The sequence below is a fragment of the Bacillus sp. OV322 genome, assembly GCF_900112495.1.
Taxonomy (GTDB): domain Bacteria; phylum Bacillota; class Bacilli; order Bacillales; family DSM-1321; genus Peribacillus.
This window is the reverse complement of the sequence record NZ_FOMA01000003.1, coordinates 146,885-167,797: the sequence shown is the minus strand read 5'-3', so window position 1 is coordinate 167,797 and position 20,913 is coordinate 146,885. Positions and strand designations below refer to the sequence as shown.

The following is a 20,913-nucleotide window of genomic DNA, read 5'->3' as shown; positions in this document are numbered from 1 at the left end:
CTAATGGATTGCACTTTTTAATGGCCATTTTATGGAATATAAAACCTAAGTTAATTGTGGTGTTATCTCTTTATTTAAAATCTGGGGTGCAGGTCTGCAGTACCCGTAATGTTAACTAATGAAAATGTTTATTACACTCAGCAGCCGGATTATCCTTATTATTCTTTTACAGTCGTGAAAATAGGTTTATTTATAATTCCGGTATTTTGCAGTTTTTAGAGATGAGGCATTTACATGAAATTTAAATCAAAGCATATTTGGGTTGGTATACTTTTTATTGTTTGGATTGCAGGATGTATCATTCCAATTTTAACTGCGGCAAACTATTATGAATTTGAGAAGAGGGAAGAAACTGCATTTATTTGGTTAATCACCGGATTTTTTATTATTCCTTTTTTTTATATGTATACCCCAAATCAGAAATATACCTCTATTGTAATTACATCCCTTGTTGTAATAGCATTTCTTTTAGGTGCATATATTTTATTTTATGGATTTCAAAAATTCTTTTTTAGTTATTAATTGTAGTGTTTATCTATGAACATCCAGGCAGGAAAGCAGGAAATTCGGAAAAAATTTTACAATAAACTCCAGAAAAAATCTCCCGCAAAAAAAAACCATTGCACAGTACGGCAATGGTTTTTATCTTTCAGTGTAGGCAATCCGGACAGTGTCCGTACACCTCGAATTTATGTCCTGATATATCATAGTTCTCCAGGTTTTCTTCAATGCCAGCCATCGGACAGGCCTTGATTTCTTTCGTTTTTCCGCATTTCATGCAGATAAAGTGATGATGATGGCTATCATGCCCGCATGTAAAGCGGAAATGCTTTTCTCCTGCCAGTTCAGTACTTTCAAAAATGCCGAGCTCAGCAAATAGAGAAAGATTCCGGTATATAGTATCAAAGCTTAATCCGGGGTAGTTATTTTTCATGTTTTCCAAAACGTCTTTTGCAGTTAAATACTTTTCACTCGCGGAAAAAAGCTGGAGCATTTCTTCTCTTTTTCCTGTATGCTTAAATCCTTTTTCTTTTAACAGCTTCATTGCGGCTGAAACGTTCAAAGTATCACCTCTCCCCTCACGCAAAGCGAGACTTAATTTTATCCTTCAAAATAGACAGAATTAATATGATAACAGCGATCATGACAATGGTTCCGCCTGGCGCCAAATTAAGATAATAGGAAAAAAATAATCCCCCTACAACAGATATTTCTCCAAATAGGATGGAAAAAGAAATCATTTGCTTGAATCCCTTTGCAAACCGCAAACTCGCTGCCACTGGTATTGTCATCAAGGAGGAGACGAGGAGAATACCGACAATCCTCATTGAAGCAGCAATGACCAGCGCCACCATGACAATGAATACAAAGTGAATGAATTTAGCAGGAATTCCGGATGCCTTAGCATGCTCTTCATCAAATGACAGAAGGAAAAGCTCTTTAAACAAAAGAAGCAGAACAATAATAACAAGGAGCCCCACTCCTATAATCAGCCATAAATCCATCCGGCTGACCGCACTGACGCTACCGAACAAGTAGCCATACAGATCGGCATTGAAGCCATTGGCAACCGAAATAAAAATCACGCTTAAACCGATTCCTCCAGAAAGGATAATCGGAATGGCCAGCTCCTGATAATGCTTGTATACATTTCTCAGTTTCTCAATGAACAGAGAGCCGAATACGGAGAAAGCCATCCCCATATACATGGGATTGAGCCCGGCAAGCGCTGCGAATTTTTTTTCAAGAAGCAGGCTGAAGGCAATTCCCGCAAGCGCAACATGGCTTAGCGCATCGGCAATCATCGACATTCTCCTTACCACGACAAATACGCCTAGCAGCGGCGCCAGAACACCGATGATGATGCCTGTAAGAAAGGCATTTTGCAAAAATTCAAATTGAAATATACCCGAAATCATGGGTTATCCTCCACAACATTTAGTGATTATGATTTAACATTTGTACGCCCGGCCCATACACGGCCGACAGTTCTTCTTCATTTAACGAATGATATTCCCCCGCATTTCCATGAAAATGCAGCTTTTTATTCAGGCAAGCCACATGGGTGACTTTGTCAGTGACTGTGCCAACATCATGCGTAACTAAAAGAAGGGTAATTCCCAAATCCTTATTCAGCATTTCCAGCATGTCATAAAACTGGTGAACATTTTGAACATCCACACCGACAGTCGGCTCATCGAGAATCAGCATATCCGGTTCACTTACAAGCGCGCGGGCAATGAATACCCGTTGCTGCTGCCCTCCGGATAATTCACCAATGTTTCTCTGCTGAAAAGACAGCATTCCTACGGAGTCCAGTGCTTCTAATGCCCTTTTTTTATGCTTGCTTTTTGCAAATCTAAAGAGTCCGATTTTTTTGGTCAATCCGCTCAGCACAACCTCCAGCACGGTTGCAGGAAATCCTGAGTTGAAGGAATTGGCTTTTTGGGATACAAACCCCACCCTTTGCCAGTCCCTGAAATTCCTGATATCCTGGCCAAAAAGCTCAATCGATCCTTTTTGGAGCTTTAGCAGTCCCAGGAGAAGTTTCAGTAGTGTAGACTTTCCCGACCCATTAGGTCCGACAATAGACAAAAAGGCGCCTTGCGGAACGGACAGGGTTACATCCTCTAGTACAGTATCTTTTGCATATTTATAAGAAAGATCTGTGACCTTGATAACCGGTTCTTTTTTCATCATTTCCAAAGATATCACCTATTTTATAAGAATCATTACGATTTACCTTTCGTAGTATAAAGGAATTATATTCAATTGTAAAGAAAACGCTCTGTTCATGGTACTGAAAATGTTCTTTACAGGTGATCAATTGAGCGGAGAGCAGTTGATTCCCTTTCCGCAGGGACTAGAGGTAACTGCCACCTTCCATTCCCCCCCCTAAGTGCGATTAAACCGACTTTTGGGAGGGAATCCATTTTAAAACAACTCTTTTCTTATAGATAGTCGTTTTTTTATGAGCTCTCTGAAGCAATCCCATTGTTTAATAAGGCTGATTGGATCGTAAGGTGCGAGACTCCTGCGGGATTAGCGGGAAGGTGAGACCCCGCAGGAGAAGCCGAGGAGGCTCACCTCCCGCCCCGCGGAAAGCGAGCATCCTGAAGCGGAAATCAGCCACCCTGTTCCAGAACCTCAAAAACAGCTTATTAAATATTAATAATGGAGGCCCTCTTTTCTTTCTTCGATCAAACTTTTCATTTTACCTGTTCACATACCCATATTTTCCTCATATGTTACATTGAGGAGGAATGGCATGAAACTATTAGAAATGATGGTCAACCATAAGATTAACAACATGAACCCTGACGATTTAATTTCCATTGGCAGGCAGTATGGAGTTCAGCTGAACCAAACCCAGGCTAAAGGAATCACTCAGCTGCTGGCCGGGAAAAACATCAATATCTTTGATCTATCTCAAAGGCAGCAGGTTCTGCAGCAAATCTCCGCGATTACTGGTACCGAAACTTCAAAAAAAATCGAATCTATTTTCAAGCAGCTGACAAACAGCTGACAGTCTTGCTCAAGCTATCATTCATAGGAAAAACGCCGGCCTGATTCAGGACGGCGTTTTTCTGATTTAAACTGCTATTCAGCTGCCAAGAATTTTATCCAGCAGATTGCTGTCGAATTCTTTGCTTTTCAGCATGTCAATTTCATGTTTATACGGAGCTTTTTTGTTGTTCTTATCTTCTCCGACAAATGGGGTTTCAAGGATTTTTGGTACATCCATTAACTGAGGGTGGTGAATGATATAGCTTAATGCATCAAACCCGATGTATCCAAAACCGATATTCTCATGGCGGTCTTTCCTCATGCCCCTGTCATTTTTGCTGTCATTAATATGAAGAACCTTGATCCGGTCAATCCCTACAATTTTGTCGAACTCATTGAGCACTCCATCAAAATCTTCCTTGATATTGTAGCCGGCATCATGTGTGTGGCAGGTATCAAAGCAAACGGAAAGTTTATCGCTTAAACTCACACCATCTATAATCATGGCTAACTCTTCAAAGCTTTTTCCGCATTCAGAGCCTTTTCCGGCCATCGTTTCAAGTGCAATCTGCACTTCCTGTTCTTCTGTCAGCACTTCATTAAGGCCTTCTATAATTCTTTTGATTCCTGCCTCAGTCCCTGCCCCCACATGTGCTCCAGGGTGTAGGACAATCTGCTTTGAACCCAGCGCAGCTGTCCGTTCAATTTCACTGCGCAAAAAATTCACGCCTAGTTCGAATGTATTGGGATTTTCCGTATTGCCGATGTTTATGATATAAGGAGCATGCACAATGATTTCATCAATGCCATTTTCCTGCATATGCAGCAAACCTGATTCTATATTCAAATCCTCTATTTTTTTCCTTCTGGTGTTTTGAGGCGCACCCGTATATACCATAAACGTATTAGCACCATAAGAAACAGCTTCCCTGCTTGAAGCAAGCAGCATATCCTTGCCGCTCATCGAAACATGTGACCCAATCTTAAGCAAACTCCTCAACTCCTATCTGAAATGCGTAATCGCCCTGAAAGCCTTGACAAGCATAAGACAGCCTGCAAAAGAGAGCGTTCTTCCTCTCTATTGCAGGATGGCTTATGACCTCGAGAGGCTCGGCGATGAAGCTGGACAACCTGAAATGCGTAATCGCCCCGAAAGCTCCGACCAGCATAAGACAGCCTGCAAAAGAGAGCGTTCTTCCTCTCTATTGCAGGATGGCTTATGACCTCGAGAGGCTGGGCGATGAAGCTGGACAACCCGAAATGCGTAATCGCCCCGAAAGCTCCGACCAGCATAAGACAGCCTGCAAAAGAGAGCGTTCTTCCTCCCTATTGCAGGATGGCTTATGACCTCGAGAGGCTGGGCGATGAAGCTGGACAACCCCGAATTGCGTAATCGCCCTCTTAATGTCGAAAGACTAAGAACGCCGCGTCCAGCGGGCCTTATTTAGATTTATTTTTCAAACGGCGCTCGCGTTTTTTAATGTCTTCCACTTGTCGCTGAAATTTCTTTTTATAGCCTGGCTTGACTTTGGAGTGTTTCTTATTTGTTGAAGCGAGGCTTTTCGCTTTTGTATCAATGGATGATTCTTGTTTTTTGCGGTTTTTCCGCTTGTTCCGCTCATCAATTTCCATCCATTCTCCGTTTTGCAGATCCACGTCTTTAAAAACAACGCCCATTTTTTCCAAACGGTTTAAAGCATCTTCGTCTGAGATATCATAAATGGTCGCCGCAATGCCAGAATATCCAGCCCGTGCTGTTCTTCCTGTTCTGTGGATGTAAAAATCAAGATCTGTTGGAAGCTCGAAGTTGATAATATGGCTGACACCTTCAATATCAATTCCCCTTGCAGCAAGGTCTGTTGCTACAATATATTGATAATCAAGATTATTGATCTGCTTCATCATTTTTTTGCGGTCACGCGGGCTTAAGTCGCCGTGTATGCGTCCGACACGCAGTCCCTTTTCAATCAGTGAGTCTGCAACCTTATCGGCCATCTTCTTTGTGTTAGTGAAAATGATGGCTAAATAAGGATTGTACTGTACAGCCAAGTCATGAAGAAGCTGGATTTTATCACGATGGCGGAGCGGCACAAGCACATGCTCAATGTTTACAGCAGTCGCCTGTTTAGGGTCTACATGCACATGTTTAGGATTTTCCATATACTTTTTCAAAAATGGCTTAAGCTTTTCAGGAATGGTAGCAGAGAATACAAGCATCTGAATGTGCTGGGCCATACGTGAAGCAAATTTATCAACATCTTCTATGAATCCCATATCAAGCATAAGATCCGCTTCATCCACAACGAGAACCGTTGCGCTGAATACCTGCAATGCCCCGTCTTCCACAAGGTCCTTAATACGGCCAGGCGTGCCGATAACAAGCTGCGGCTGTGATTTTAATTTATCAATAACTCTCTGCTTGTCTGTGCCGCCGATATAACAGCGGACATTAAGCGGATTTTCCTCTGGGAAGTGCTCAGCAATTTTTAATGCTTCTTTATAAATTTGATTAGCCAGTTCCCTGGTTGGTGCTGAAATAATGGCCTGAACCTCATCTTTTGAGGCATCGAGCTTATTCATGATCGGCAAAAGGTATGAGTGTGTTTTGCCTGTTCCTGTTTGTGATTGTCCGATAAGGCTCGTCCCTTTTAATACAGAAGGAAGCACTCTCTCCTGTATTTCGGTAGGCTTATCAAACCCCAGTGATTTAACTGCATCTATAATATAGTCATTTAATTGAAAACGTTCAAAATTGTTTTGCTTCATCGATTATCCATTATCTCCTTTATCCAGTCAGGCTATCGAAGGCGGACGATCGCAGCCATAGACATGTCCTGTTATTATAATAAACAATAGCTCATTTGCGCAAGAGCCTCAAACAGCCAGTATAGCAGATTAAACTGGCAATATCACGATAATTCAATAAAAAGGAGGGGCTTTATCACCCTTCACTCCTTTCCCTCCCTTCTGCCAAAAAGTCTGTATAAGCACTTGCCCAGGGGCACTGCGGAATTTTCAGTCTGCGTCTTTCAGGGTTAAACCTTTTTGGCAGTACTGCATATTTTATAGTGTCAGCATATACACTATATTTTTTTAAAGAGGAGGGAAAATATGCCCCCAGGAAGAAATTTCCCGCCCGGACAAGGATTTGGCATGGGCTTCCCAAGACAGCAAGGCGGAGGCATGGGCTTCCCCAGGCAGCAGGGAGGCAGCATGGCCCGCCCGCAAATCCCGAGAGGCCCTGCCAGTACTCCGCCTCAAGGAAGGCAGCCCGGCAATACTGGTTTCAGCCCTTTCGGAGGTTTTCAAAACAGCCGTGGAGCACAGTCTGCCCCGCCCGTACAAAAACAAGGACTTCTTTCAAAAATCCTTGGCGGGAACCGGCAAAGCGCTAATATGTTTGCCCCGCCGCAGGCAGCAGGTGCAGCAGCTGCAAAAAGCGGAGGGATTCTGGCAGCCATAACAAATCCAACCGGAATTACATCCATGCTCAACAATACGCAAAAAGTGCTCCAGGCAGCAGAACAATTCGGCCCCATGGTGCAGCAATACGGTCCTATGGTAAAGAATCTTCCATCGATGTGGAAAATTTATAAAAGTTTAAAATCCACAGATTCAGATGACAGCAGCAGGGACACAGAAAAAACGGAAATCTCGACAGACACTTCCGAGGATAAACAGGAGACTAAGACAAAAACAGCAGACACAGCAGAAACAGCGGAGAAAAAAACAGCTGAACGCAGCAGGAAGAGCAGCCAAAAGCAAAAAGGCGGTTCATCTCCAAAGCTATACATTTAACGGAAGTATGAGAATGCATGATGTCTTGCATTCTTTTTTCTTTTACTTAAAAAGCTGTGAAACTTTCTTACACTTCAGGCCCGAGCCAGCCCTTCTTAAGGATTCTTTGAAATATCATTGAACCCCTTGTATAATAAGGAAGAACAGACATAGAGCGATATGTCCTGAAGGAGGAAGTATATGAAAGTCATGAAGATATCTCCGCGCGGATATTGCTATGGTGTGGTCGATGCCATGGTAATAGCCCGAAATGCGGCTTTAGATAAAACATTGCCACGCCCAATATATATTTTAGGGATGATTGTTCATAACAAGCATGTAACTGACGCTTTTGAAGAGGAAGGCATCATTACACTTGACGGAAGCAACCGCAAAGAAATCCTGGAACAAGTTGAAAGCGGCACAGTTATTTTTACAGCTCACGGTGTTTCTCCGGAGATAAGGGAGATTGCTAAGCAGAAAGGGCTAGTATCCATTGATGCGACCTGCCCGGATGTTACATCCACACATAATCTGATTGTCGAGAAAAAAGCGGAAGGCTACCAGATTATATATATCGGCAAAAAAGGCCATCCTGAACCGGAAGGCGCGGTAGGCGTAGCGCCAGATGTGGTTCACTTGGTGCAGTCAGCCAGTGAAGTGGAAGAACTGGCACTTGAAAGCGACCGTATTATCGTAACCAACCAGACAACCATGAGCCAGTGGGATGTTATGGAAATCATCGAAAAGGTCAAGGAAAAATATCCTCATGCTGAGGTTCATAAAGAAATCTGCCTTGCTACACAGGTTCGGCAGGAAGCAGTAGCAAACCAGGCTGGAGAAGCAGATGTACTGATTGTTGTCGGAGATCCCAAGAGCAATAACTCCAACCGGCTTGCACAGGTTTCACAGGAAATTGCCCATACAAAGGCATTCAGAATCGCAGATATTTCCGAACTGAAGCTGGAATGGCTTAAAGGCGCCGAAACAGTCGCAGTAACAGCAGGGGCTTCTACTCCAACTCCTATCACCAAAGAGGTCATTGCTTTTCTTGAGCAATTCGATCACGAGGATGAGACAACCTGGAATACAGAAAAGAAAGTTCCTTTAAATAAGATACTCCCTAAAATCAAAGCACCAAAACCAGCACAGACCATTTAATATATAAAGAAAGAACAGCTGGTGGGATACCAGCTGTTCTTTTTTTGTCATCCTTTGAGAAATTATATAAAAATAAATGGATCTGTATTCAATTCAGAAGCAATATATTCGACATCATATTTTTTCTTTTTAGATGAAGCAGCCATTACCTTCGCTACTCCTTTTTTCATAACCTTTTCGACATTGTGCCCGGGATCAACTATATTCAGGCCTGTCATCATGGCATCATGTGCTGTGTGATAATACATATCTCCAGTAACATACACATCTGCACCTTTATAATTAGCAGCCGTGTAATATTTATTTCCGTCCCCGCCAAGAACAGCTACCTTCCTGACTTTGCTTTCCAGGTCGCCCACTGCACGCACGCCTTTCACGTCCAGAGATGCCTTAACATGCTCAGCAAACTCCCTCAGTGTCATATCCTGCTGTAAGGTGCCCACTCTCCCCAGTCCCAGTGTTTCGCCTTTATTTTCAAGCGTATAAATGTCATAGGCTGGCTCTTCATAAGGATGGGCCTTCAGCATAGCTGACAGAATTCTTTTTTCCAAGTCTTCAGGAAAGATTGTTTCAATCCTGACTTCATGAACAGATTCTAAAACTCCCTGCTGACCAATGGCAGGATTTGTTCCGCTTCCAGGCAAAAACCTGCCGACACCTTCCCCAGTGAATGAACATTCGCTATAATCTCCTATAGCTCCGGCACCTGCTTGCGCCAAGACACTTCTGAGGTCACTTTCTGCATCTTTCGGGGCGTACACAACAAGCTTCTTAAGCTGTGTTTGATAGGTAGGTGAAAGAACTTCAGTATTCTTCAGGCCAAGCGCTTCAGCAAGCAGGTCATTTACACCGTTTTTCGCAACATCCAAATTGGTATGTGCTGCATACACAGCAATATCGTGTTTAATTAATTTATCAATGATTCTGCCTGCAGGAGTATTCGTGATGATTTTTGCCAGAGGGCGGAATATAAGAGGATGATGGGCAATAATCAGCTCCACACCCTTTTCTATCGCTTCATCTACGACAGTTTCCAGCACATCAAGCGCAATGAGGACCTTTGTGACAGGCTTATTTAAATAGCCGACCTGCAGGCCGATTGGGTCTCCCTCCATTGCATACTTCTTAGGGGAAAACTGTTCAAAAAGCTCAATCACTTCCCAGCCATTCGGTGTTTTCATATTCCTAATACCTCCTCTGCCATATTTATTCTCGCAAGCAGCACATTTCTTCTTTCCTCTGTTTCCGGATTAAGGGCAACTGCAGAAAGCTGCGCGGAAATCTTTTTCCAATGCTCTTTTTCCAATGTCCACCTTTTGATAAAAGCATCATTTTTTTCTTTCATCAAGAAGGGGCCGAATAGCAGGCCAGATTCCTTTTCAACACCATACGGCTTTAATGGATCACCAGGTTCAGCAGCAAGTATTTCATAAATTTTCCCGTCTTCTTCAAGGATTTCTTCATGAACCAATTCCCAGCCATTTTCTATTAGCCACATACGAACATGGTTTGCCCCCACATTGGGCTGGAGAATAAGTTTTTTTACATTGCTCAGCTTAGTTTTTCCGTTTTCCAGGATGCTTGAAATAAGCGTGCCTCCCATGCCGGCTATGCTGATAGCTGTAGCTTCGCCTGGTGACAGCACCTCAAGGCCGTCTCCCTTTCTGACGGAAATGTGTTCCCCAAGTCCTGTTTCCCTTACTTTATTGCAGGCAGATTGATAGGGTCCCTCACTGACTTCTCCTGCTATAGCCTTTTTCACAAGGCCCTTTTTCACTGCATAACAAGGCAAATAAGCATGATCGGACCCGATATCAGCCAATATACTGCCTTCCGGGATATGTATAGCAACACGCTCAAGGCGCAGTGATAATTTTTCGTGGTTCATGATATCAACTCTCTTAATTAAATTTACTTGATACAGATTTGCCAATCTCCGTAAATCCGGATAATCTGCGGGAATTACAAATTATATTATACCCTGAAACCGCTAGGATTCCATAGCCTGTATATCAATACGCAAAATGAAACGTTTACAAAAAAATGGCTGAATGGTTAAAATACAAAACCATCAGCCATCTTTTTATATTATTTGAGTCCGTGGATAAATTTAGCCATCTTATCGATGCTGCCGGCTTCCACCAAACCAGCAGGCATTGCCCCGCGGCCATTTGTAATGACATTCTTAACCTGTTCTTCAGACAAACGCTCTCCTACACCTTTTAACTTCGGCCCTACCTTGCCCTGATACTGATCTCCATGGCAGGTAATGCAGGTTGTTTTATAAATTTCTTCCGGACTGGCTGATGCAGTTTGCCCAGTCTTTTCTTTTCCGCCATTTTTCTGTTCGTCAGCCGCCTGTTTTGCGTCACCAAGGCCTTTAAAAGAAAGCATAAACATAAGACCGATACCTAAAACCATGATAAGCAAAAACGGGATAAGTGGATTGCGATTCATAGATTTACCTCCCCTATGTATAACCTGTTCTGTTCAATTAACCATAATATTCATGCAACTTTTATTTTACTTGAAAATGGAAGACAGGAAAAGCCCTAAAGCTTAAGTAATTAAATAAATTTGAAAATTCGTCAAATTCCATGACTTTTTTGAATATAATAATTTACAATTAAATATTTTTTATTTTCAAAATATACTGTATAATTTACTTATAAAGAATAAGACCACGCAAGCCCCCAAAATCCCTGCGATGATGAAATAAGGCAGTTTCAGCTTCCTGCCTGCAAACACCCAAATCAAGCATTGAAGCAGCAGGAGAATATATAAGATTACGTGTTTATGTGATGAAAGCTGTTCTGCCGCTGTAACCGTTTCCAAGAGAAGTAAGAAGGCACATCCAATTAGCGGAACCTGAAATAGGGTCTTTTTATTAAATAGGAAATACGCTATAGCTGCTAACAGGAGCACAGAAAAAGTTAAAAGGGAAATTTGCAATCCCACTGAGAATTCAGTAAAATAATTCAAAAATAGATTTACGGCAACCAGCAGGCTCACTATGATGCAGAGCCATAGCTTTATGTAAGACTTTCGCGCTTTGGGCTGGACAGATTCTGCACCCTCGCTGTAGAGGGCAAGAAGGAAGTCACAATATGTATCTGGAAGCATCCTGTTTTTCTTCCAGTAGCTGATTTCTTGAATGATAATTTTCTTTCGCTGCTGATCCATTTCACCGGCACATCCTAAATAAAATCATTTCTGTTTATATCGGCCATTTAACCTTTAGGTTTGAGGCAGTCATAAAAAATGCCTCCAAAAATCATATGAAATCAAGCCGCAAAAAAGGAACAGCTCCATACTGAGGCCGAACCTTTTGTGCAGTAATCCATATCATTTTTATTGGAGGCTGATGCAGTCATTCTAGCTTATTCTACTCCAGGAAATCCTTAAGACGCTTGCTGCGGCTGGGATGTCTAAGCTTGCGCAGCGCTTTTGCTTCGATTTGGCGGATACGCTCACGGGTAACACCAAAGACCTTGCCGACTTCTTCCAGAGTGCGTGTGCGGCCGTCATCTAAACCGAAACGCAGCCTTAATACATTTTCTTCACGGTCAGTCAGTGTATCAAGAACATCCTCAAGCTGTTCCTTGAGCAGTTCGTATGCAGCGTGTTCTGACGGAGAAGTTGCATCCTGGTCTTCAATGAAGTCTCCAAGATGTGAGTCGTCTTCTTCACCAATCGGTGTTTCAAGGGAGACCGGCTCTTGAGCAATTTTCAGGATTTCCCTAACCTTTTCAGGAGTCAGATCCATATCCTCAGCAATTTCTTCCGGTGAAGGTTCACGGCCAAGATCCTGAAGAAGCTGCCTTTGTACACGAATCAATTTATTAATGGTTTCAACCATATGCACAGGAATACGGATTGTTCTTGCCTGGTCAGCAATCGCACGCGTAATTGCCTGGCGGATCCACCATGTGGCATAGGTACTGAATTTATATCCCTTGCGGTAATCGAACTTTTCAACCGCTTTGATAAGACCCATATTACCTTCTTGGATCAAATCCAAGAACAGCATTCCCCGTCCAACATAGCGTTTTGCGATACTTACTACAAGACGCAGGTTCGCTTCTGCCAAACGCCGCTTGGCTTCCTCGTCACCCTCTTCAATCCGCTTTGCAAGAGAAATCTCTTCTTCAGCAGACAAAAGGTCAACACGACCGATTTCCTTAAGGTACATACGGACAGGGTCATTAATTTTAACACCTGGAGGAACACTTAGGTCATTCAGGTCAAATTCTTCTTCTTTTTCCAGCTGCTGTACGTTTGGATCATCATCGTCCTCTTCTTCATCTTCGCTTTCAGTCAGGACTTCAACCCCGTTATCACCTAATAATTCATAGAACTCATCCATTTGATCAGAATCCAATTCAAAGCTGCCAATGCGCTCTGCAATTTTTTCCAGCGTTAGAGAACCCCTCTTTTTGCCAAGCTCCAATAACTGCTCTTTCACCTGATCAAGATTTAATTCATTATCAACTTCTTTGGAACGTGCTGGTTTCTCAGCCATGTGTTCCCCTCCTTCCAAGACTTACACCCTACACTAAAGTAACTTGCGCATTTGAATGATTTCCATGGCAATCTGTGCTGCCCTGATATAATCACTGCGCCGCTCTGCTTCCTTTTCTTCGGCCTCTTTTTCTTTTATCTTTAACAATTTTTCATATTTCAACACTTGATTTATATAATCTGTCAGTTCTTTATCGGTAACTTCCTCATTTACTGACATCATTTCTATTTCAGAAACAATTCTTCTCAAGTTTTGATCAGGCAAATAGGTTAGAAAAAAGCTGGTGTCAGCTTCATGACCGTCTTCATAAAATCCATATAAATAAGTAATGATTGCCTGGTGCGCATCTAAGTTGAGAACAGTGCCGCCGAGCATCTGCTGAATTTTTGCTGCAGTTTCTTTACTTTTCAGCATATGTGCAATCAGCTTAATTTCAGCATTATGATAAGCAGGCTTTAATTTATTCTCATATTGAAGGGTTATCCTTTTTTCTGAAGGAACCGGCACATTTCCCTTTTTCCTTTCGGAGAAAAAGACCTGCCTTTGCTGGTTTTCAAGCGCATCCAGAGACAATGAAAATTCCGAAGACAATTGGCGGAGGTAGTGATCCCTTTCCACCGCATTTTGCAATCTGGAAATCTCCTTTAATATCTCTTCAATATACTGAATGCGATCTCCTTCATTATTTAGGTTTTTTCCCTTTCTCAGATACTGCATTTTAAAGGCCATGTATGTTAAACTAGCCCCTATTACTTCAGAAACAAAGCTTTTTTCACCATATTTCTTTATGTAGTCATCGGGGTCAAGGCCATCCGGCATTTGTGCAACCTTAACCTGAAATCCATTCTCGTGAAGCATGATGGATGCCCTGTTTGCTGCGTGAAGACCGGCAGAATCGGAATCATAGCATATTAATACCTGGTCTGTATTTCTTTTAAGCAATTGAATATGCTGATCTGTCAAGGAGGTCCCCATCGTTGCAACGGAATTTTCAACTCCTGCACGTACAGCCGAAATGCAGTCGGCGAATCCTTCAAAAATTACAGCCATTTCTTTTTTCCGGATTTGCGGACGTGCCTGATGGAAATTATATAAAATTTTGCTTTTATTAAAGATTGGCGTTTCAGGGCTATTTAAATATTTGGGCTCATCGTCCCCCATTGCTCTCCCGGAAAACGCAATCGTATTCCCCTGATGGTCGGATATCGGAAACATGATCCTGTTTCTGAACCGATCGAAGTAGGTTTGATCTCTTTCCCTTTGAATCGTAAGGCCAGCCTTTACCAGAATATCCTCTGTATAGCCTCTTTTTGTTAAAAACTTATAGACAAAGTCCCATGAGTCAAGAGAATATCCAATCTGGAATTTTGTAATTGTTTCTTCGGTAAAGCCCCTGTTCAGCAGATACTCAAGAGCCTCCTGGCCTTCTTTTGTATTTACAAGCAAATGATGATAGAATTTCTTCAAAAGGTCATGCGCTTCGATCATCTGCTGTGCACCAGGCGGCATATTCGATCTGGCAGAACCTTTATTTATTTCAACATCCAGGGGCACATTTCCTTTTTCGGCCAGGATTTTTGCAGCTTCCAGAAAACTGCAGCCATCTATATCCATTAAAAAGGTAAAAACGTTTCCGCCTGCCCCGCAGCCAAAGCAGTGGAAGATCTGCTTATCAGAAGAAACTGAAAAAGACGGGGAATTTTCACCATGAAAAGGACAAAGGCCGAAATAATTCCGCCCTTGTTTTTTTAGCTGGACATATTCGCCGATAAAGTCGACAATGTCAACAGCTTCACGAATCTGATTAATTTTTTCATCTTCTAGTCGGGCATTGGCCATATTTTCACCTTGCGATCCGGTGTTAGTATTATTTCGATAAAGAATCATGAATTCCTGCAAAGTTCGACAAAATATTCATAAGTGCACTGGTGAAATGATTTCTGTCTTCTTTTGTAAAAGCCTTAGGCCCTTTGGAATGTTTCCCCTGCCTTCTGAGCTTTGCAGATAGATAGCGCATATCAAGAAGCGCAGAAATGTTATCTTCTGTATACTCCATTCCCCGGGGCGAAAGAACATAAACTCCTTTAGGCAGCAGTGTCCCGGCTAATCCGATATCGGCTGTAACGACCAAATCGCCTCTTTTCGAAGAATTGACAATTCGAAGGTCTGCCGCTTCTTTATCAGCATCGACATACACCCATCGCCCGCCAGAAGGATTATTCATCATATTTTTATATGACGCCACAAAACAGACACTTATATCGTACACCTCTGCACATTTCAAGATCTCTTCTTTTACAGGACAAGCATCCGCATCCACATAAATCGATGGATTAATATCCATATTTTTAAATTCTACATCTTTCTGCATTATCCTTTTTTTCTCCTCGCATTTGTTAGGGATATTACCGCAAGCTGTCGAATTATTTTATGGAGGAAACCTTGACTTCTCGCTATTTATAGTTTATTCCGTAATAATTAACTCTAAACCTCAAGAATACATTTTTCACAATTTTTTATTATAGTACATTTCCCCCAAAGAAGCCAACAAAAAAACTTGGTAATAAAAAAAGCGGAAGTGCCTTGATCAGCTTGCGAAGCAAAAAGGGTTTTGGACTTGGAAGGCGTTCTTTGCCTTCTGAGGCCAAAACATCTTTTAAGGACCGAAGGCTAAGCCCTCTGCATCCTGCAGAAACGCCTTCATGACCTGCATCCTGCAGGCCTCGCAAGCTAGGCGCTGGAGCTAGATTACATAAAAAGCGCAAGCGCCTGGTCAAAGGATCAAAGACTAAAAACGCCGCGTCCTGCGGCAACGTCTTTGTGACCCCCATCCTGGGGGCCCTCGACCAGCATAAGACGCGCAAGAATAGAAGGCGTTCTTTGTCTTCTCTTCTTGCGTGGCTTATGACCTCGAGAGGCTAGGCGCTGGAGCTAGATTACATAAAAAGCGCAATATGCGGTGCAGAAAAATGCACAAAAAGAAAAGGAGCCGCACATACGGGAACGGGCTCGCATTCTGGAACTCCATTTTCCATCTGGAAATTCCAAGTATCATGATTTTTTATGTGATTTTAATATCTGTTATGTATCCGGAATACTGTGTTCATCCGCTATACCTTTTGCTCTGCAGCCAACTCCATTATATGCTGCGGTTTTGTATGATATTAATAATTGTATTGGCCATTTCTTCGACAGCTTTATTCGTCACATCAATGATTGGGCATTTCAGCCGGTCCATGATTTCATCAAAGTAAATCAATTCCTCTTTAATTCTTTCCATGTTGGCATAAATGGCATGATCATTGAGGCCAAGTGATTTTAACCGCTCCCTGCGGATGAAATTCAGTTTCTCGGGACTGATTTTCAGCCCAATGCATTTTTCCGGCGGAACCAGGAAAAGCTCTTCCGGAGGGTCCACCTCAGGCACAAGCGGCACATTGGCTACTTTGTATCTTTTATGGGCCAAATACTGTGAAAGCGGGGTCTTGGATGTGCGTGAAACGCCGACAAGTACAATGTCAGCCCTCAAAATGCCTCTTGGATCGCGTCCGTCATCATATTTCACTGCAAATTCAATGGCTTCAACCCTTTTGAAATAATCATCATCAAGCCTTCGGACCATGCCTGGTTCATTAAACGGCATAGATTCTGCTTTTTTCTGCAAAATACTAAGAAGCGGACCGAGAATGTCATAGTAAAGGATATTTTCTTTTCTCGCACGATTAATCATATATTCCCTGATATTCGGTTTAACAAGCGTAAAAGCAATGATTGCATTATTCATTTTTGCCAGCGAGATGACATCTTCAATATTTTGCACATCATCTACATAGGGAATCCTTTTGATAGTGAAAGTTGCTGCTATAAATTGGCTTGCCGCCGCTTTGGTTACTAATTCCGCTGTTTCCCCTACTGAATCAGATACAACATAAATCATAGAACCCTTCATAGGATCTCCCATTCCCCCAGATAAGCCCTCTTAGTAGCTGCTATCAGCCAATGACAAGAAAGCTTTGGTAATATTCGTTTTGGTAATTCGTCCGGTTACTTCAAACCCATTATCCGTTTCTCTGACAACCGGCAAAGCATCAATTTGCTTTTCGATTAATTTTTTGGCAACATCCATTAAAAGATCCTCTTTCGTGCACATTGTAATATTCGGCATTCTTGTCATGATGACATTAACAGGCACAGAAGATAGCTCCTGTTTCCCTATGCTTGCCCGCAGTAAATCTTTGCGCGACAAAACTCCGACAAGAAGGGAGTTTTTATCTACCACAAATAGCGTACCGACATCTTCAAGAAACATCGTGACGATTGCATCGTAAACCGATATACTTTCTGTCACAACGACAGGAATGGACTGATAGTCTTTAATAATTAGGCTGTTCAGGCTATCCGTCAAAAGCTGGCTCCCTGATTTTCCTGTGTAAAAATATCCGACCCGGGGACGTGCATCCAAAAATCCGGACATCGTCAAAATAGCCAGATCCGGTCTTAGTGTAGCCCTGGTTAAGTTCAGCTGTTCTGCAATATGTTCTCCCGTGATGGGTCCATTGTCTTTAACGATTTGTAAAATGCGCTCCTGGCGCTTGTTCAGCTCGATCATATTCACCGCCCCCCTGCTCTAGCAGAGAAAAGTAATAGGTTATACTATATGTAATTATTATATACTATATATTTCAAATGAAAAGGGCTTCTCTCCATACTCAGACCGAAACCATACAAAAATAAACGGACGCCTTGCCCTTAATGCTCTGCGAGGCGTCCGTTTTTCAAAAGCCTTATATCATCCGGCAATAATTTTATTCATTGCCGCAAATTGTGTAATGGTGCTGCTGATTTCTTTCATAAGTGATAATCGGTTATTCCTCAAGTCTGCCTGATCAGCCATGACCATTGTATTGTCAAAGTACTGTTCAATTTCCGGTCTTAATGACAATAGCAAATCAATGCGGACCGTTTCATCTGAAGCGGCTGCATATTCAGCAGACACAGACTGGTATTTTTCATACAAAGCTTTTTCTTGTTCATTTTCAAACAAAGAAGGATCTACAGGCACTTGCTGTTCGCATTTAACCGCAATATTCATAACACGGCTCAGCGCTTCCAAACCTTCTTTAAAGCCTTCCTCGCCGTTTTTGCTTTCCAGTGCCTCAGCACGTTCTGCAATAGATGAAATCCTGCCGATTTTATCGAACAGCAAAGCATCAATCAAATCATAGCGGATGCCTTTTTCATTCAATAAATGTTTGACGCGGGCTTTGAAGAAAGTCAATAAGTCACTCTTGACCTCAGAAGCTTCGCGCTTTAGAATGCCTTTTCCTTCAATAGAAGCCAAAGCAAGATCCATAATTTGCTCTGCTGTCAGGTCCCACTTCTTTTCAAGCAGGATCTGAACGATTCCGCTCGCCTGCCTTCTTAGGGCATAAGGATCCTGAGAGCCTGTCGGAATAACGCCAATGGCAAAGAAGGATACGATTGTGTCCATTTTTTCAGCAACGCTCAGCACTGCACCAATGCTGGATGATGGAACATTGTCATCTGCATGCCTCGGCATATAATGTTCGTTGATCGCCTGTGCAACTTCGCTTTTTTCTCCTTTGATCAAGGCATATTTTTCTCCCATATACCCTTGAAGCTCCGGAAATTCATAAACCATATGTGTCACAAGATCAAATTTAGCAATCTCAGCCGCACGCAAAGCAGATGTCTTTTGATCGCCAAGTTTCAAAGCATCAGCCAACTCTCCAGTCAATGCCCCCACACGTGCAGTTTTTTCAGCAAGTGTTCCAATTTCTTCATGATAGACTATAGAATCCAGCTTTTTGAGCAAATCGGAAATCTCTTTTTTCTGGTCTTCCTTGTAGAAGAAGTTCGCATCCGATAACCGTGCGCGAAGAACCTTCTCATTGCCTCGTGCAACCGTCTCAAGATGCTGATCATTTCCGTTCCTTACGGTAACAAAGTAAGGCAGCAGCTTTCCGTCCTTGCTTTTAACCGGAAAATAACGCTGATGTTCTTTCATCGAGGTAATCAGGACCTCAGCGGGCAGCTCAAGAAACTCCTCTTCAAAATGGCCAAATAAAACCGTAGGAAATTCGACAAGGTTATTTACTTCTTCAAGCAATTCCTCATCAACCGGAATCACCCAATTTTGTTTCTCCTCGAGCTTTGCAATCTGATTGCGGATCGTATTTTTACGAAGTTCCGGTTCTGCCAGAACAAATTGTTCTTTCAGAGATTCTGCATAGCCGGACGGGGAATCAATCGTGATATCTTCTCCCAAGAAGCGATGGCCCCGTGTCGTGCGGCCTGTTTCTACATCGGCGATAGCAAACGGAATGATTTCTTCTCCGAACAATGCAGCAATCCATTTAATTGGACGGACAAAACGAAGATCCTGGTTAGCCCAGCGCATGTTTTTCGGGAAAGTCATTCCAGAGATAATGTCTTTAAGTTCATGAAGCAGCTCTAAGGTTGCTTTGCCTTTTGTAAATTTATTTATGTGCACATATTCAATGCCATTAATCTCTTTAAAGTAAATATCATCAACAGTAACACCTTGTCCTCTTGTAAAACCGGCTGCCGCTTTGGACCAATTGCCGTTTTCATCCAATGCAATCTTTTTCGCAGGACCCTTCGCTTCTTCTTCTTTATCATGCTGGGATTCTGCTACATCTCTAATCAAAAGTGCCAGTCTCCGGGGTGTGGAGTACATGGTTGCTTCGCCAAAATCAATCGCTTTTTCGGCAAGCCATGATTTCACTTTTTCTGCCAGCTGTTCCATCGAGGATGTGACAAAACGGGCAGGCATCTCTTCTAGGCCAATTTCAAGCAATAAATCACGCTTATTCATTAAAGAACATCTCCCTTCTGCTTCAAAATCGGGAAGCCGAGCTTTTCCCGCTCATCATAAAAAGTTCTTGCGATTTTCCTTGCTAAACTCCGGCAGCGTGCGATATAGCCAGTTCTCTCCGTAACCGAAATCGCTCCCTTGGCATCAAGCAGATTGAAAACATGAGAGCATTTCAGTACATAATCATATGCAGGGTGCACAAGTCCTTCTTCCATTTGGCGGTCTGCTTCTTTTTCATACATATTAAAAAGCTTGAAAAGCATATCTAAATCAGATGTCTCAAATGTATATTTCGAATGCTCATATTCAGGCTGTCCGTATATATCGCGGACAGTGAATCCATCCGTCCATTCAAGTTCAAATACATTTTCCTTATCCTGAATGTACGAAGCAAGGCGTTCAATTCCGTAAGTGATTTCCACAGATACAGGCTTGCATTCAAGGCCGCCTACCTGCTGGAAATAAGTGAATTGGGTAATTTCCATTCCATCAAGCCAAACTTCCCAGCCGAGGCCAGCACAGCCAAGTGAAGGATTTTCCCAGTTATCTTCAACAAAACGGATGTCATGTTTAAGCGGATCAATCCCAAGGGCACGCAGGGATTCCAAATATAGCTCCTGAATGTTGTCGGGCGACGGCTTCATGATTACCTGGAACTGGTGATGCTGATACAAGCGGTTCGGGTTTTCCCCGTAACGTCCGTCAGCAGGGCGCCTGGAAGGCTCTACATAAGCAACACTCCATGGTTCTGGCCCAATTGCACGCAGAAACGTATACGGGCTCATTGTGCCTGCCCCTTTTTCTACATCGTATGCCTGCATCAGGATGCATCCTTGTTCAGACCAATGCTTTTGCAAAGTTAAAATCATGTTTTGAATATTCATCATGCACCTCCAAATTATTTGCACTTCTTAAGGCAAATGGCAGAAAACACAAAAAACTCCCGCCACTATGCCTTGTAAGCATAGGGACGAGAGTTACCCGCGGTTCCACCCTATTTGCCGTGAAGTCACGGCCTCTTTTCTGCAATATGCAGCACGAAATGCTCCGGAATGCCTTCGCTGATTATCCATACCCCGGCTTGCAC

At 42.6% G+C, this 20,913-nt stretch carries 22 protein-coding genes; 5 read left to right on the top strand and 17 right to left on the bottom strand.

Annotated elements, in window-relative coordinates:
• Positions 1–234 precede the first annotated feature (234 nt).
• The gene (locus tag BM126_RS08585; protein ID WP_090989124.1) at positions 235–522 is read left to right on the top strand and encodes a hypothetical protein; all 288 of its coding nucleotides are present in this window, start codon (positions 235–237) and stop codon (positions 520–522) included.
• Between the two features lie 127 nt (positions 523–649).
• Here BM126_RS08585 and BM126_RS08580 read toward each other — a convergent pair whose 3' ends face one another.
• The 3 genes from BM126_RS08580 to BM126_RS08570 are packed head-to-tail and all read right to left on the bottom strand — an operon-like array spanning position 650 to position 2,700.
• The gene (locus BM126_RS08580; protein ID WP_090989123.1) at positions 650–1,063 is read right to left on the bottom strand and encodes a Fur family transcriptional regulator; all 414 of its coding nucleotides are present in this window, start codon (positions 1,061–1,063) and stop codon (positions 650–652) included.
• A 16-nt stretch (positions 1,064–1,079) separates the two neighbouring features.
• Positions 1,080–1,919 carry a metal ABC transporter permease gene (locus tag BM126_RS08575; protein ID WP_090989122.1) on the bottom strand — a complete coding sequence of 280 codons (840 nt, stop codon included), beginning with the start codon at positions 1,917–1,919 and terminating at the stop codon, positions 1,080–1,082.
• 19 nt (positions 1,920–1,938) lie between these two features.
• A complete protein-coding gene (locus BM126_RS08570; protein ID WP_090989408.1) occupies positions 1,939–2,700 on the bottom strand; it encodes a metal ABC transporter ATP-binding protein in 762 nt (253 codons plus the stop codon).
• 568 nt (positions 2,701–3,268) lie between these two features.
• Here BM126_RS08570 and BM126_RS08565 point away from each other — a divergent pair.
• Positions 3,269–3,526 carry a DUF2624 family protein gene (locus BM126_RS08565; RefSeq protein ID WP_090989121.1) on the top strand — a complete coding sequence of 86 codons (258 nt, stop codon included), beginning with the start codon at positions 3,269–3,271 and terminating at the stop codon, positions 3,524–3,526.
• A gap of 78 nt (positions 3,527–3,604) precedes the next feature.
• Here BM126_RS08565 and BM126_RS08560 read toward each other — a convergent pair whose 3' ends face one another.
• Positions 3,605–4,498 carry a deoxyribonuclease IV gene (locus BM126_RS08560; protein ID WP_090989120.1) on the bottom strand — a complete coding sequence of 298 codons (894 nt, stop codon included), beginning with the start codon at positions 4,496–4,498 and terminating at the stop codon, positions 3,605–3,607.
• Positions 4,499–4,602: 104 nt separating this feature from the next.
• On the opposite strand from BM126_RS08560, the gene BM126_RS21895 reads away from it, so the two are divergent.
• Positions 4,603–4,854, top strand: coding sequence for a hypothetical protein (locus BM126_RS21895; RefSeq protein ID WP_141770047.1), 252 nt, complete (start codon positions 4,603–4,605; stop codon positions 4,852–4,854).
• Positions 4,855–4,947: 93 nt separating this feature from the next.
• Here the strand turns inward: BM126_RS21895 and BM126_RS08550 are convergent, their stop codons facing one another.
• A complete protein-coding gene (locus tag BM126_RS08550; RefSeq protein WP_090989118.1) occupies positions 4,948–6,273 on the bottom strand; it encodes a DEAD/DEAH box helicase in 1,326 nt (441 codons plus the stop codon).
• Between the two features lie 345 nt (positions 6,274–6,618).
• On the opposite strand from BM126_RS08550, the gene BM126_RS08545 reads away from it, so the two are divergent.
• Together BM126_RS08545 and BM126_RS08540 are read left to right on the top strand one after the other, a co-directional pair.
• Positions 6,619–7,305, top strand: coding sequence for a YqfQ family protein (locus BM126_RS08545; protein ID WP_256213031.1), 687 nt, complete (start codon positions 6,619–6,621; stop codon positions 7,303–7,305).
• Positions 7,306–7,485: 180 nt separating this feature from the next.
• A complete protein-coding gene (locus BM126_RS08540) occupies positions 7,486–8,445 on the top strand; it encodes a 4-hydroxy-3-methylbut-2-enyl diphosphate reductase (RefSeq protein ID WP_071353057.1) in 960 nt (319 codons plus the stop codon).
• 62 nt (positions 8,446–8,507) lie between these two features.
• Here the strand turns inward: BM126_RS08540 and BM126_RS08535 are convergent, their stop codons facing one another.
• The 12 genes from BM126_RS08535 to glyQ all read right to left on the bottom strand — a co-directional run bounded on the left by BM126_RS08535 (position 8,508) and on the right by glyQ (position 20,710).
• Positions 8,508–9,626: a Nif3-like dinuclear metal center hexameric protein gene (locus BM126_RS08535; protein ID WP_090989117.1), complete on the bottom strand. Its 1,119-nt coding sequence runs from the start codon at positions 9,624–9,626 to the stop codon at positions 8,508–8,510.
• The gene (locus BM126_RS08530) at positions 9,623–10,333 is read right to left on the bottom strand and encodes a tRNA (adenine(22)-N(1))-methyltransferase (RefSeq protein ID WP_090989116.1); all 711 of its coding nucleotides are present in this window, start codon (positions 10,331–10,333) and stop codon (positions 9,623–9,625) included. The genes BM126_RS08535 and BM126_RS08530 overlap by 4 nt, the downstream gene beginning before the upstream one ends.
• A 200-nt stretch (positions 10,334–10,533) precedes the next feature.
• Complete coding sequence (cccA, locus tag BM126_RS08525) at positions 10,534–10,902, bottom strand: cytochrome c550 (RefSeq protein ID WP_090989115.1); 369 nt, start codon at positions 10,900–10,902, stop codon at positions 10,534–10,536.
• A 186-nt stretch (positions 10,903–11,088) separates the two neighbouring features.
• Complete coding sequence (locus BM126_RS08520; protein ID WP_090989114.1) at positions 11,089–11,628, bottom strand: hypothetical protein; 540 nt, start codon at positions 11,626–11,628, stop codon at positions 11,089–11,091.
• Between the two features lie 202 nt (positions 11,629–11,830).
• Positions 11,831–12,967, bottom strand: a complete 1,137-nt coding sequence (gene rpoD / locus BM126_RS08515) for an RNA polymerase sigma factor RpoD (protein ID WP_071353052.1) — start codon at positions 12,965–12,967, stop codon at positions 11,831–11,833.
• Positions 12,968–13,000: 33 nt separating this feature from the next.
• On the bottom strand, positions 13,001–14,854 hold the full coding sequence (dnaG, locus tag BM126_RS08510) for a DNA primase (RefSeq protein WP_371261431.1): 1,854 nt from the start codon (positions 14,852–14,854) through the stop codon (positions 13,001–13,003).
• The gene (locus tag BM126_RS08505; RefSeq protein WP_256213030.1) at positions 14,835–15,338 is read right to left on the bottom strand and encodes a YaiI/YqxD family protein; all 504 of its coding nucleotides are present in this window, start codon (positions 15,336–15,338) and stop codon (positions 14,835–14,837) included. Before BM126_RS08505 ends, dnaG begins: the two co-directional genes overlap by 20 nt.
• A gap of 148 nt (positions 15,339–15,486) precedes the next feature.
• A complete protein-coding gene (locus BM126_RS08500; protein WP_141770046.1) occupies positions 15,487–15,798 on the bottom strand; it encodes a hypothetical protein in 312 nt (103 codons plus the stop codon).
• A 308-nt stretch (positions 15,799–16,106) separates the two neighbouring features.
• The gene (locus tag BM126_RS08495) at positions 16,107–16,916 is read right to left on the bottom strand and encodes a pyruvate, water dikinase regulatory protein (RefSeq protein WP_090989404.1); all 810 of its coding nucleotides are present in this window, start codon (positions 16,914–16,916) and stop codon (positions 16,107–16,109) included.
• 30 nt (positions 16,917–16,946) lie between these two features.
• Positions 16,947–17,582 carry a transcriptional regulator CcpN gene (locus tag BM126_RS08490; RefSeq protein ID WP_071350110.1) on the bottom strand — a complete coding sequence of 212 codons (636 nt, stop codon included), beginning with the start codon at positions 17,580–17,582 and terminating at the stop codon, positions 16,947–16,949.
• Positions 17,583–17,756: 174 nt separating this feature from the next.
• On the bottom strand, positions 17,757–19,826 hold the full coding sequence (glyS, locus tag BM126_RS08485) for a glycine--tRNA ligase subunit beta (protein ID WP_090989112.1): 2,070 nt from the start codon (positions 19,824–19,826) through the stop codon (positions 17,757–17,759).
• Positions 19,826–20,710: a glycine--tRNA ligase subunit alpha gene (gene glyQ / locus BM126_RS08480; RefSeq protein WP_090989111.1), complete on the bottom strand. Its 885-nt coding sequence runs from the start codon at positions 20,708–20,710 to the stop codon at positions 19,826–19,828. The genes glyS and glyQ overlap by 1 nt, the downstream gene beginning before the upstream one ends.
• Between the last annotated feature and the right edge of the window lie 203 nt (positions 20,711–20,913).